The organism is Paenibacillus sp. V4I5, from assembly GCF_030817255.1.
In the GTDB taxonomy this organism is placed as follows: Bacteria; Bacillota; Bacilli; order Paenibacillales; family NBRC-103111; genus Paenibacillus_E.
Map to the genome: position 1 here is coordinate 2,899,365 of NZ_JAUSZB010000002.1, position 12,919 is coordinate 2,912,283.

10 protein-coding genes and 1 pseudogene are annotated in these 12,919 nt (G+C 42.1%); 1 reads left to right on the forward strand and 10 read right to left on the reverse strand.

Going from position 1 to position 12,919, the window contains the following annotated elements:
- Nucleotides 1–2: 2 nt before the first annotated feature.
- From QFZ78_RS15180 to QFZ78_RS15215, 8 genes and pseudogenes are all read right to left on the reverse strand, one after another.
- Complete coding sequence (locus QFZ78_RS15180) at nt 3–2,888, reverse strand: ABC transporter permease (RefSeq protein WP_307548726.1); 2,886 nt, start codon at nt 2,886–2,888, stop codon at nt 3–5.
- 19 nt (nt 2,889–2,907) lie between these two features.
- Nucleotides 2,908–3,942: an efflux RND transporter periplasmic adaptor subunit gene (locus tag QFZ78_RS15185; RefSeq protein ID WP_307555684.1), complete on the reverse strand. Its 1,035-nt coding sequence runs from the start codon at nt 3,940–3,942 to the stop codon at nt 2,908–2,910.
- Entirely contained in the window at nt 3,932–4,600 is a 669-nt protein-coding gene (locus tag QFZ78_RS15190; RefSeq protein ID WP_307555687.1) for an ABC transporter ATP-binding protein, read from the reverse strand. The genes QFZ78_RS15185 and QFZ78_RS15190 overlap by 11 nt, the downstream gene beginning before the upstream one ends.
- 257 nt (nt 4,601–4,857) lie before the next feature.
- Nucleotides 4,858–5,580 carry an amino acid ABC transporter ATP-binding protein gene (locus QFZ78_RS15195; RefSeq protein WP_307555689.1) on the reverse strand — a complete coding sequence of 241 codons (723 nt, stop codon included), beginning with the start codon at nt 5,578–5,580 and terminating at the stop codon, nt 4,858–4,860.
- A 13-nt stretch (nt 5,581–5,593) separates the two neighbouring features.
- The gene (locus QFZ78_RS15200; protein WP_307548727.1) at nt 5,594–6,241 is read right to left on the reverse strand and encodes an amino acid ABC transporter permease; all 648 of its coding nucleotides are present in this window, start codon (nt 6,239–6,241) and stop codon (nt 5,594–5,596) included.
- An 83-nt stretch (nt 6,242–6,324) separates the two neighbouring features.
- Nucleotides 6,325–7,117, reverse strand: a pseudogene (locus QFZ78_RS15205) (basic amino acid ABC transporter substrate-binding protein).
- Nucleotides 7,118–7,339: 222 nt separating this feature from the next.
- A complete protein-coding gene (locus QFZ78_RS15210) occupies nt 7,340–7,642 on the reverse strand; it encodes a YunC family protein (RefSeq protein ID WP_307548728.1) in 303 nt (100 codons plus the stop codon).
- 105 nt (nt 7,643–7,747) lie between these two features.
- Nucleotides 7,748–8,806: an AI-2E family transporter gene (locus tag QFZ78_RS15215; protein WP_373461034.1), complete on the reverse strand. Its 1,059-nt coding sequence runs from the start codon at nt 8,804–8,806 to the stop codon at nt 7,748–7,750.
- 149 nt (nt 8,807–8,955) lie between these two features.
- On the opposite strand from QFZ78_RS15215, the gene QFZ78_RS15220 reads away from it, so the two are divergent.
- Nucleotides 8,956–9,453, forward strand: a complete 498-nt coding sequence (locus tag QFZ78_RS15220) for a hypothetical protein (protein ID WP_307548729.1) — start codon at nt 8,956–8,958, stop codon at nt 9,451–9,453.
- 45 nt (nt 9,454–9,498) lie between these two features.
- Here the strand turns inward: QFZ78_RS15220 and QFZ78_RS15225 are convergent, their stop codons facing one another.
- Nucleotides 9,499–11,364, reverse strand: coding sequence for a sensor domain-containing protein (locus QFZ78_RS15225; RefSeq protein WP_307548730.1), 1,866 nt, complete (start codon nt 11,362–11,364; stop codon nt 9,499–9,501).
- Between the two features lie 14 nt (nt 11,365–11,378).
- Nucleotides 11,379–12,914, reverse strand: a complete 1,536-nt coding sequence (locus QFZ78_RS15230; RefSeq protein ID WP_307548732.1) for a PAS domain-containing sensor histidine kinase — start codon at nt 12,912–12,914, stop codon at nt 11,379–11,381.
- Between the last annotated feature and the right edge of the window lie 5 nt (nt 12,915–12,919).

Here is a 12,919-nt window from a genome sequence, read left to right on the forward strand (position 1 = left end):
CCTTAATCCTCCCCAAGCTTAACGGCTTGATGAATCTTAATTCTGGACAGCATCGTGCCGAGTAATAGTAGACCCGTCCCTATCATCACAGTGACAATGACGTACAAATGCAGCTGATCATTCGGATCAAAGCTCACTTGAAAAGGCGGTACTTGACTTGATGAATCGAAAGTTAATTGGAATAACGGAACAAACAATCGGCTGGCCGTATTTCCCGTAATCATGCCGATTAGAACAGCTGCGCCAGAAGTTAATAATTGTTCAGCTATTAGCATTCCAATCAACTGCGCAAAGGAAATTCCCATTGCCCGAAGCACACCGAATTGTAAGATCCGTCCGGACAACGAAAGCACCCAGTACAGAAGAAACCCAATAAAGCTTATGCCAATAGCAATCAGGAAGCCAAGCGTCATAACGCCATTCACAGCCAATTGGAATGGATCATTCTTGGAGAGAACCAACATTTGCTTCGTATCCATTAAATTTGTGAGGGGTATATGTTTAAGCTCTAGCTCCTCATACAAAGCTTGACTGGTCATATCCGGTTTTAGCTTTAGCCAAACATCATACGGCTCTACAGCCATATTATTTTGAATGTAGGCTAGATGCCCAATAACTAACTTCGGTGCATCCACTTTACTTTGCTTTGTCGTGTCAGAGCTGCTTCCTGTTTTAGTTCCAGCGGTTAAGATCGGATTGGGATTCCAGCTCGGCCAGTAATCAATAATCCCATACACAACACAAGTGGCTCCCTCTACATCTCCCCATCCTAAATGCACCACATCGCCCACTTTGGCTCCAGTTTCTTCGGCAATAGACTTGGAAATAAGTACGGCTTTGGAATCAGTTGCCAGTAGGTTTAAATACTCATAAAAGTGATGATCGAGCAAATGGTCGCGGAGCCAGGCTGTTTGACCGAATTCATCGGTATCAATGCCCATAAACGCTATTTTTTTCGTTTCCTTGCCAAAGGCGAAATAAGCATCTTTTTTATAAAATACTCGAGCTGCTGATTCCACACCTGCCAACTGTGTAAAGGGCAAGAATGGAGGTTCCGTATATTGGACTCGCTTCTTAACTAGAGGGATAGAACTCGCTTCTTCCTGATTGCCAGACGGTCCTGACTCTGGAGGCGGAGCATCATTGTCCCATTTGGTTTGCAGAACAATATCCGCCCCATTCTTATAACGGATCTTCTCTTCAATATTTTTGTTCATTGTCCTTGCTGCGCTGGCACTAAACAACCCTGTTGCAAGTGTCATGATGATAAACAGCATGATGAATTGATATTGTGTGGTTGATCTGCCCACTTGAAGCAGCGTTGAATATAAATAGGGAGGCCACCATTTTCGTCCGATGAGATAGAACAGTTGAATGACCCATGGATATATCCGCAGTAAGAACAGGCCCATGGCAAATATGAATAAAGCCGGCACTACGAAAAGGAGTGGATCTACTTTCATGTCCATAGAGTCCAGCCCTAAGGCTACGAGATCATTCATCCGTCGGTTAAAGCTTTGTAATAAATAGATAGAAACTGCCAATAAGACAACATCGAGAAACATTTTATGTACAAAAGAGAGCTTGTTCTTCCTCGCCATGGTTTGTTTATGACTAACAATTGTAGCGCGAGTGGCGAGTACAGCGGGAACTAGAGTCATACAAACCGATGCGGTTACGGCAATTAAAGCGTATTGATAGGCCTCCTTATTAAGCTTGACTTCCATCGCTGCTCGCTGGACAAACGTTAGGAATCCACTCGATGCACCTAGTATTTTCGTTAATTGCAGGCCAATTAAAGGACCAACTAAAAGTGCAACTCCCCCTAATAAAATACCTTCCAGCACATAACCTAGCAGAATCTGAGTCCGGCTTGCTCCTCTGCTGCGCAGCACGGCAATCTCTGTTTTCTGTCGTTCTGTAATCAAATTCGCAACCATGAATAAATAGAAGGCTAGCAAAATACTAATCGGCACATTAAGCGACCACAGCATAATTCTGAGTTTTTTCTCTTTTTCACCATACATTTTCAATGTGGTAATCGCTGGATTTTTGACCGTATGTGTGTTGAAATGACTGTTTAAATAGCTGGTTACCCTTTCATGTGTGCTGGTGTAGGCTTCAAGCCCCTCCAACTTCAACTGATGATAATCCAGTATGTAATTCCAATAGGAAAATGTGTTGGGAAAACTTTTGTTTTTCATAAAATCTTTTTCAAATAAGGCAAAGGGGATGAAAAATTTTGTACGCGAGTCGCTCATATTATTCGTCCAATACAGATCGGCAAAATCAGTTCGATCGATAACTGCAACCGGCTTTATTCGGATGTTTTGTTTCAAATCTTTGTTAACGATGGTTAATTCATTGCCCAGTACGATCTTTAATTGCGTCAGCAGTTCTGGGAATACCCACGCTTCATACACACCATCCACAGGTTCTGCTGAAGGCATGACACCGTCAACAATTCGAATATGCTTTTCCAACTCCGACATCGCTGTTAATTCAGCTGAACGGTTCACTTTAGGGTCTACTTTACTTGGATCGCTAGGTGTAAGCTCGAAATTTACTGTGCTGCGCGTTATTGTAGATAGGAGAATCGGCAAGCCGAATTGCTGGCTTTGTTCTGCCATAAAGGCATCCGTTTCCGCTAAAAGCTGATCTCCGCTTTCTTCCATTAAGTAAGCAGAATGATAGGCATGCCCAGGATATTGCTGTGTGTTGGTTTGTAGAACTTCCAAATCTTTGATCAGCATACGCTGTAAAATGGCGTGTGTATAAATGGGCATTGAGCTGGCCAGTGCGACCGAAATAATTAGCCCCACCAGTAAACTAAGCTCTAACCAGCGGTTTTTGACCATTTTACGGAGAATCATCAGAAATAAAGCCATTGCTATCCTCCTAAAGATGCTAGTTATTTAAAATAACATTCTGACCTTCCTTAAGTCCGGTTCGGATTTCCACTTCTGTCGGGGTTACAAGCCCTTTCTCTACATCGATTTCCTTCCGACTTTCTCCCATCAACACTTGAACGTAATCTCTGCCTAGGTAACTCCGAAGACCTGTTCTTGGTATGACAATGACATTTTCTCGTTTCTCAACAATGATCGTTATGTCTCCGGATGCACCGATCGTTGCTCCCTCCGTTCCATCGGGAACCCCAACAATAATCGTTTTAGCATTTCTTTCGGCTTGCGCTTTGTTGTCTGATGGAGGTGAGCTTGAGGGCGTTCTCATCACTTTGCCTTGTATCTTATTTCCAGAGGAACCGATCTTCACTTCAACATCCATGCCAACTTCAATACCGGAAAGAGCACTCGTATCTGAAGATTCGTAAGATAGCTGTAACTTTGTAGGATCAGCGATGACCACAAGCGTACTGAAGGCATCCACGACATTTCCCTGCTGTGCATCGGTTAAGTAAGTTACCACTCCCGCGGAATCGGCCGTCAGCCTCGTCTTGTCTAGCTGGGATTGAAGGGATGCCAACTGAAGCTGCGCGGCTTCGACATCTATGGCCTTCAAACGATTGGAAAGCACTTGATCAGGGTCAACCTGCCTCGTTTGCACACTAGCAATCTGGGCTTTCTCCAGATTCAGTTTTTGAAGGGCAATCCGAGTTTCTAAGTCGCCTTTTTCCAGTTCAGCAAGCACATCCCCCGGCTTTACGGTATCGCCTAGTTTAACGCGCAATCCAGCTAACCGATGACCTGACTCTTTAAAATAATAGTTGGTCGTTTGACTAGACTTAAAGGTTCCAACAACACTGACCTTCCTCGTTATACTGCCTCTTTTCACTTCGTAAAGGTCGAAATTTTCTTTCACGGGTTTGATTAAAGGCGGTTTAAGTGCTTCCTCTTCTTTGGGCAGCAGAGAGCATCCTGCTAGTAAAAGCACAGCACTTGTTATTAAAACGAGCTGAGAAGCAAATTTATTAACCTTCATCGACAATGGTACCATCCTCCAATGCATACACTTCATCTACAATTTCCATAATAGCGAGATCATGCGTGGTCAAAATAATTGTCATTCCTTCTTGCACCAAATCCTTGAATAGTTTAAGCACTTGGAGGCCCATTCTGCTATCTAACTCAGCTGTAGGTTCATCTGCCAATATCAACTTAGGCTTGTGTGCAATGGCCCTGGCAATGGCAACCCTCTGTTGTTCTCCCCCGGAAAGTTCGTAGGGACGATGCTTCATTCTCGGCTTCAATCCAACGAAATCTAGCGCTTCTTCAGCCAAACTCTTATATTGATTGGGGTGAATACCCGAAATGCGCAATCCAAACTCTACATTCTCGTAGGCGGACATATAAGGAACCAAGGCAAAAGATTGAAAAATAAGCCCGATCTGCTTCCGTCTGACTTCATTGCGCTTCGCCTCAGATAAACGGCTGATTTCCATGCCTTCTAAATATACGGTACCCTCCGACGGATGATCGAGTGCCCCTAATATATTGAGCAGCGTTGTTTTACCAGATCCTGATCTTCCCCGCAAAGCTACCAGCCTGCCTCTGGGAATACTTAAATGAGCACCCCGCAATGCGTGAACGGCTCCCGGTCCTTTCCCGAAAACACGTGTAACGCCAATTGCTTGCACCATGGGCACTTGATCTTCATACGTTTTCAAAGTTAGCACCTCTTCAGAAATGGAATCAAAATGACAAGCATAGAAATATAGAGAAACATGCTTTTTGGAAGCGCTTAAACAAATGAGTAAAGCTATGTAATAAATCACCCTTTATTTTCAATATACGATAGTTACCTTCATTATAAATCTATCTTTTGCCAAAAAGATACAAATAAAAAAGAGGATCGGCATACGATCCTCCCTTCTTACTTCTATTCTTTTAAAAAGTGCTAGAGCACTTTAGACAGAAATGATTTCGTTCGTTCCTGCTTGGCGTTTTCAAAGATTTGCTCTGGCTTTCCTTCTTCGACAATAACGCCTTGTTCCATAAACATAACGCGGTCACCGACTTCGCGAGCGAAGCCCATTTCATGCGTTACGACAACCATGGTCATCCCTTCTTTGGCCAGTTGTTTCATTACACCAAGCACTTCCCCGACCATTTCAGGATCCAGAGCCGATGTAGGCTCATCGAACAGCATGATCTTTGGCTCCATAGCCAGTGCTCTTGCAATAGCTACACGCTGTGCCTGACCGCCCGAAAGCGAGTCTGGAAGGGCATTGGCCTTATCTGCAAGCCCAACTTTATCTAGAAGCTCTAGCGCTTTCTTACGCGCTTTATCCTCTGGCCATTTTCTCACTTGAAGAGGTGCTAACATAATATTATCAATGACTTTCATATGCGGGAACAAATGAAACCGCTGAAAAACCATCCCGAGTTCCATACGGATCTCATTGATCTTATTCATCGGATCCATAATCGATTTGCCTTCAATCAAGATACTGCCGCTATCCGGCTGTTCTAACAGGTTCAGACAACGCAAAAATGTCGATTTTCCTGATCCGGATGGTCCTATCACCACAAGAACCTCTTGGTTCTGAATATCTGCACTAATATCTCGCAGGACGATATTATCCCCGAACGATTTTTTAAGATTTCTAACTTCGATCATAGCCGTCATATTTCTACACTTTCCTTTCCAGATAAGCAAGCAGCTTGCTTAAAGAGTAAGTGAGAATGAAATAAATAAGAGCAGCTGTCAAATATGGTTCCCAGACTTTGAAGTATTGGCTGCGCATCGCATTAGACCAATACATCAATTCTGGTGCAGCAATAACAGCGAATAGGGAAGAGTCTTTAATCAGCACGATAAACTCATTGCCAAATGGAGGAATCATTCGTTTAATCGCTTGAGGCAAAATAACCGATTTCATCGTTTGGAAGTGGGTCATTCCTAGCGAGTGCGCGGCTTCTGTTTGTCCTTTATCGATGGATTGAATACCAGCCCTGAAAATTTCGGCCATGTAGCCTGCTGAATTCAAAGATAAGGCAACAATGGAAGCGATGATCGCATTCGTTGTTCCTATGAATAATGGAACGATTCCAAAGTGGACAAGCAATATCTGAACAAGCAGCGGTGTGCCGCGGAAAAAATTGACGTACATACTAGTCGGCCATCTTAAGTAGGCACGGTGAGACATTTTACCTAATCCAACAGCTAGCCCTAGTACAGAGCCGAACAGGATGGAAAGAATGGATATGCCAATAGTCCAAAGCGTACCCTTGAGCAATAAAGGTAAATATTCAACAATGATGTCAAAACGAAAATCCATTCCACACTTCCTTTCTTTCATTATTTTGCTATTTACAGAAGAAAAGCATGCGCAAGGTTGAAGTCACGCATGCTGTTGACCTATTATTTTTGTTCAAGAAGTTTCTTTGTATCAGGCTCTTGACCAAACCATTTTTTGTACACTGTTGCATAAGCACCGTTCTCAATAACTTTCTTGATCGCCGGGTCTAGCTTTGCTTTAAGCTCACTGCCTTTAGGCAACAGAATACCGTAGTATTCGGACTCAAAGTTTTTCGGATCAGAAATCGTGGTGAATTTCTTATTCGGATTATTTTTCACATATTCACGAACAATCGCTATGTCGGCAACAACTGCGTCAACACCGTTATTTTCAAGCTCCATTAAAGCTAGTGTATTATTATCCAGACGTTTCAAGGATGTGTTTTTTCTCACCCATAATCTTGCTCATTAGCGTGTCAGCCGTTGTAGAAATTTGAACAGCCACTTTCTTGTCTTTCAAGTCTGTCGCGCTTTTGATCGGGCTGCCTTCTTTAACAAGAATCATGTTCGTAGATTCGAAGTAAGGGATGGAGTAATCGTAAGTTTGTTTACGCTCATCTGTAATTGATACGCTGGAAATTCCTGCTTGAAACTCTTTCCCTTGCTTCACACTTGTTAGCATAGTATCCCAGCCTGTGTTCGTGACCTCGTAGGAAAGACCTGCTTCCTTCATCACTTCAGCAAGAAAATCGATATCAAAGCCTGTCATCTTATCTTTATCCATATATTCCATTGGTGCATAGGCAGCATCAGTCGCAAATTTATACTTCGTACCACCACTTTCCTTAGAACCACAACCTGCTAGTGCTACAACTAAAACTGCAGTTAGTACAAAAAACAATAATTTTTTCAAAATAATTCCCCCCGTTCTATGTAATGACGAATCATATTTTAACACTTGGTCAATAAAATAACAACGCCTTCATTAAGGAATTTTGCTAGAAATATATTGAAGATGGCTATTTTTCACATTTTTAGATTTGTGCACAATGGAAAGAATGCTGGTTGGTCATCGTGCTCAAACAAATAAAACGCCGAGATCCTAAGATCCCAAGCGTTCTAATTTTGGCATTCAACTTTACATCATTTTCAAAATGGCTTCCCGTCCCGTCATCCCAGCTACAATACCCAAATCTTCTGCAGTGAGCGTCACCGATTCAAGCGGCGCTTTCAGAAGTTCCTCAATCGTCCGAACCCCCGTTGCCCGTGCAGCTACAATATTCCTGTCCCTCAAGCGTTCATTGAGCAGCGCAACATCGAGAGCGCCACACATAATGTAACCTTTGTCCGTAGTCACAATCAGCAGCGTTGTTTTCGGCAGCTTAACCTCTATAGCGATTGCTGTATGTCCTTCAAGGAGAATGGGTTCTACGCGCATCATGCTCTGCACAGCTCCTCTTCGCAGTCTTACGGTAGTATATGCGCGATCGGCTAGTACGGTGTGAGAAAGGTTTGAAAAGTTTCGGCAATGTTTTCGGTCACTGAATCAGCCTGCATCTTTTGCTGCATCTTTTCCTGTATCTACGTCTATTATGTCTAACAAAAAAATAAAGATAGGAATTCCCACGATCAAGCCCCATGTACCCAGATAATGCTCTGAGAAAATCAGAATAATGAACGTGTAGAACATCGGAAGATTCATTTTGGAAGACATTAGCTTGGGGTTTAAAAAATACCCTTCTAGGAAATGAAGCACCATGATCACTGAGATTACGTAGATCACCATTAGATGTCCGCCTAAATTATAGCCAATAATACCTAAAGGAAGTAATGAAATAAGAAAGCCCGCTACAGGAATTAAACTAAGCAGGAAAATCATAATGGCTAGCGCGAAAAGATATGGGAAACCCAATACCCAAAGTCCAATTACAGTAAATACCGTATTAAAAAGGGCTATAAGGAGTTGTGCCTCGATAACTTTCCCGAAAGATAAGACGAATTTCTTACCGAAATACTCTAATTCTTCATACAGCCAAGAAATTTTGCTTTCTCTCAATCGAGAAGTAAAGGCAATGATTCTTTTCCTCTCGAAGATAAAGAAGAAACTCAAGATCGTTGCTAAAATAAAGGTGGTCCCCCAATTGCTGATTCTAAGAATATATTCAAATCCTTGTTTCACATAAGCTTGTAAATTTAAATCCTTTAATGTTTTATACATATACCGAGAGATTTCATCTTGAGGTGCTGGTAAATTCGTTAATCCGACTAGAATTTCTTTTAATTGCAGGATTTGCACAAAAACCTTCGGCAAATAATTAATAATTGCAACGACAAACCCAGTAATCATGATTAGATAAAGTAAGATGAGGATAACTTTACTATTCACCGTAATGTATCTACTAAGCTTTCTGGTCACCAAGTTTTGAATACTGCTCATAAGGAAGGCCATTAAAAAGGTTAAGAGAACTAGGTTAAGCATGTCTCTTATGGTAATCAATAATAGACCTATAATGACAAGGATTGAAAACCTCCGAACTGTTAAATTTAGAAACATCTTCCTAAATTGCTCCATCATTTCGCGTCTCCATTTCAAATAATCAAACATTATCTTGTTCTTTCCCTTATTAGTTTACAGAAATAAAGTTGCTATAGCAATTTAAACCATCCAGATTCATGTAAAAAGCAAGCTATTTTTAGGTATGATATCATGATATAGTAAGTGCAAGAGCAATATCTGGGCAGCAAGGAGGCTATATGAGTCAAGGAAAAGCAAACACAAGTCCGAATGGACATTTATTTACCGTAGAAATTCTGATTGAAGATGCCACAAATGGCCTTGCTATGGAAAAACTCCTTCATCTTCTGAATGTGGATACAGTCAAGGATTACAACATTATTAATGGCATTCAACTTGGCAAGTTGATTGAACTTAACACAATAAAAGAGAGCACCTCTCCGTTATTACCAAGCAAAAAAAAGGCTGCTGTCCCACCTTCAACTGTAACAGACACAGCGAAAGCCACCTCCAACAGTGGAGCTTCAGATAAAATAATTGAACAATTGGAAAGTTTCAAAGTGAATAATACGTTAATCCGTTTAACGGTTATCAAAGGTCAGGGAATCAAACTTAATCTTCCATGCCGTATTTTGAATTTTGATAGCAGTAATCAAAATGTATCCGTATATCATGTAGATGAGAAGCAGGTCTACTTATTCAAATTGAATGAAATTGATGATTATGTCGCATTCTAGTTAAAAAGGAAGAGGGTATCCCAGAATAAGGATACCCTCTTCCTTTTATTTGGCATGAACGGACACTGCCGAAGCATTCGGGATACCTGTTTTTAGCATTTTCTCCAGTTCATCCGCACTTACAGGTGGACTAAACCAATAGCCCTGCACCTCATTACAGCGATTCTGATGCAGGAAATGCAGTTGATCTTCGGTTTCTACACCTTCAGCAATAACCTTCAAGTTCAGATGGTGCGTCATTGCAATAATCGTGGCCACGATGGCCGCGTCATTCGGATCCACCATGATATCTCGAACAAAGGAACGATCGATCTTCAGCTTATCAATCGGAAATTTCTTTAAGTAGTACAGCGAACTGTAGCCTGTCCCAAAATCATCAATGCTTACATTCACACCTAGCTCCTTAAGCTCAAGCAAGGACTGAATAGCATGATCAACATCCATCGTCATGCTTTCGGTGATTTCAAGTTCCAAATACTGTGGATCAAGTCCTGTTTGTTCTAAAACATGTCTGATCTTGCCTTTGAGATTGTGCTGAAAAAACTGCCGCATGGACAGATTCACAGATATCGGCATCATCGTATACCCTTGGTTCTGCCATGCTTTATTTTGCTTACATGCAGCGCGCAGTACCCATTCACCGATCGGCACGATCAATCCGGACTCCTCCGCAAAAGGAATGAAATAGTTTGGTGAGATGAGGCCTTTCTCTGGATGATCCCAGCGAATTAAGGCTTCGACACCGACAATGCTTCCCGTCTCAATGTCGACCTGGGGCTGATAATATAAGACAAACTCATCCCCGACTATCGCCCTGCGAAGCTCACTCTCCAGCTTAAGTCGATTGATTGAAACCGATTTCATGTCCGTATTGAAGATCTGAAAGTCGTTGCGCCCCTTCTCTTTCGCTCTGGCTAATGCAATGTCAGCATATTTCATAAGTATATCCGCATCGTCGGCATCATCCGAGGATATCGCAACGCCGATACTAGCTGTAATATGTAGTTCATATTGTTCCAAAAGAAACGGCTTTTCGAGAACACGATTAATCTCTGCTATAACCGCAATTACGTCATTAGAATCAGCTACATTCGTATAGAAAAAGGCAAATTCATCGCCTTCCGTACGAGCCAAATAATCATTGTCCGTTACACATCTCGTGAAACGCTCTGCTAGCTGCAGCAGCAGCATGTTTCCGTAATCATATCCAAAGCTGTCATTGACCAGCTTGAAGCGATCGATGTCCAAATAGAAGACGGCTACCTTTTGTCCAATTGATTTGGTAATACTGAGCCGCTCATTCAAGTTATCTCTGAACATGCGCCGGTTCGGCAGCCCTGTCATATCATCATAATAAGCCATATAGCGAACTTGCTCATCGCCGCGCTTACGCTCTGTGATATCCTGGCAAATAAGAATATTGCCTTTGGAATTAGGCTGCAAATCAACAGGAACAGCCGTAACGTGCAAATCCACCCGGTAGCCGCTTTTATGTATAACAGCTGTTTCAAAGGTAACTGGCGTCCCGTATTTCACTTGTTCAATCTGGCTACCTGTCCGCTCCAGCTGCTCTTGTGTAACAAAGCTGATAAACGGTTGATTGAGCAGCTCTGACACGGAGTAGCCAAGGATGGTTTCTGCCGCTAAATTAATCCGAATAAATTTACCCTCTTGATCAAAAATACCAATCGCATTCGGATTGTGCTCAAATAGGGAATCAAGTACATTTAAATACGTGTGATCCCGCGGCATTTCGTTTATTAAGGATTGTGTACTTCCACTCTTTCTAAGCAGCACAATAAGCAGCACTAGTGAGGCAAGCAAACAAATCCATGCAGCATACGGCTTTACGTAAAGGCTTACGAATATGGCGACTAACAGATATCCGCCAATATATAGCCGGTTTTTCACAAATTAGCCTCCTCTTACTGCTCACTATAGGTAATAGGAAGCGTCACACTGACAACCGTTCCTTCTCCCACTTTACTTTCAACCACAAACTGGCCATGATGATCCTCAATGATTTTATTCGTAATCATGATGCCAAGCCCCGTCCCACTTTCCTTTGTTGTAAAGAAGGGCTCTCCAAGTCTAGCCAGCGCATCATGCGGTATCCCATGCCCTCTATCTTGAAACAAAACACGCACGGCTTTGTCCTCAACTGAAAACAGGTGAATATTGATTTGTCCGCCATCTGGCATTGCTTCCATCGCATTTTTGATCAGATTTATGAAGGATTGCTTCAGTTGGTTTTCCTCACAAAGAACAAGCGGCAAATGATGCTCCATAGCAACAACGAACTGAATGTCGTTAATAATGGCCTGTGTTTCAAGCAGGGTAATGACACTTTTGACAATATTCTCGATACTTTTGGGCTGGTAGTGTATGAATTGCGGCTTAGCGAGAACGAGCATTTCTGTAGTAATCAGTTCGATCCGCTCTAATTCGGACATCATAATATCGTAATATTCTTTCTTATTTGGAGCACCTTGGTGCAGAAATTGCATGAATCCTTTGAGTGTAGTCAATGGATTACGAATTTCGTGGGCAACCCCAGCAGCAAGCTGCCCGATAAGGGACATCTTGTCTGACCTACGGAGCATTTCTTCCGCACGCTGCCGCTTAGTAATATCCTTGAATGATAGAACAACACCAATAATTTGATCTTGATCCAAAATCGGCGAAGTCATGTATTCAACCGGAAACGTGTCTCCATTTTTTTTATAAAAGATCTCGTTTGAACAATAACAAACCCCTTCAAGCATCGTTCGATATAAAACAGTTTCATTCTTGTTTTGCAAATCTTTATCGGTTCCACATGCACGTGTCAAAACGAGATAAGGATTCTTCCCTACCAGTTCTTCATAGGTGTAACCCGTTAAGCACTCCGCCGCTTTATTCAAAAACGTAGTGCCAAAATGCTCATCGATGCCAAACATACCATCTGAAACCGCATTTAGAATGAGTTGATTGTGCTTATGATTCAGCAGGGATTGATAATCACGCCTGCTTTCCTCAAGCTTGTGTTCCAAATTCTTTCTTTCTGATACATCTTTAATCTGAACCACTGCAAGATGGGGATTGGGATCCTTATCATGAACATAGGAAACTTGAACAATTCCCCATATCATGGAGCCATCTTTATGGATAAAGCGATTCTCTCTTTGAGAAGATTCACACTCACTACGAAGGGTCTCTTCACATAGTTCTGCATAGGTAGCTACATCATCAAGATGCGAAAACTCTTGAATATGCAGACCAATCAGTTCTTCTTCTGTGTAACCTAAGAGGCGGCATAACGATGTATTTACCTTTAGTAACCTGCCGTCCAGACTAACGATTGCCATTGCAATGATTGTGCAACCAAACAATTGATGATATAACTCATGGCTTGTGAGTAGCTTTAGTTCCGAAGCAATTGGCTTACCCGTTTCTGATTGGTTCCCTATGAAATCAGCCATGCGCC

What these genes read in the sequence shown, in the direction of transcription:
- QFZ78_RS15180 (WP_307548726.1), bottom strand. Translation starts at nt 2,888, where the DNA reads ATGGCTTTATTTCTGATGATTCTCCGTAAAATGGTCAAAAACCGCTGG.
- QFZ78_RS15185 (WP_307555684.1), bottom strand. Translation starts at nt 3,942, where the DNA reads ATGAAGGTTAATAAATTTGCTTCTCAGCTCGTTTTAATAACAAGTGCT.
- QFZ78_RS15190 (WP_307555687.1), bottom strand. Translation starts at nt 4,600, where the DNA reads ATGGTGCAAGCAATTGGCGTTACACGTGTTTTCGGGAAAGGACCGGGA.
- QFZ78_RS15195 (WP_307555689.1), bottom strand. Translation starts at nt 5,580, where the DNA reads ATGATCGAAGTTAGAAATCTTAAAAAATCGTTCGGGGATAATATCGTC.
- QFZ78_RS15200 (WP_307548727.1), bottom strand. Translation starts at nt 6,241, where the DNA reads ATGGATTTTCGTTTTGACATCATTGTTGAATATTTACCTTTATTGCTC.
- QFZ78_RS15210 (WP_307548728.1), bottom strand. Translation starts at nt 7,642, where the DNA reads ATGATGCGCGTAGAACCCATTCTCCTTGAAGGACATACAGCAATCGCT.
- QFZ78_RS15215 (WP_373461034.1), bottom strand. Translation starts at nt 8,806, where the DNA reads ATGTTTGATTATTTGAAATGGAGACGCGAAATGATGGAGCAATTTAGG.
- QFZ78_RS15220 (WP_307548729.1), top strand. Translation starts at nt 8,956, where the DNA reads ATGAGTCAAGGAAAAGCAAACACAAGTCCGAATGGACATTTATTTACC.
- QFZ78_RS15230 (WP_307548732.1), bottom strand. Translation starts at nt 12,914, where the DNA reads ATGGCTGATTTCATAGGGAACCAATCAGAAACGGGTAAGCCAATTGCT.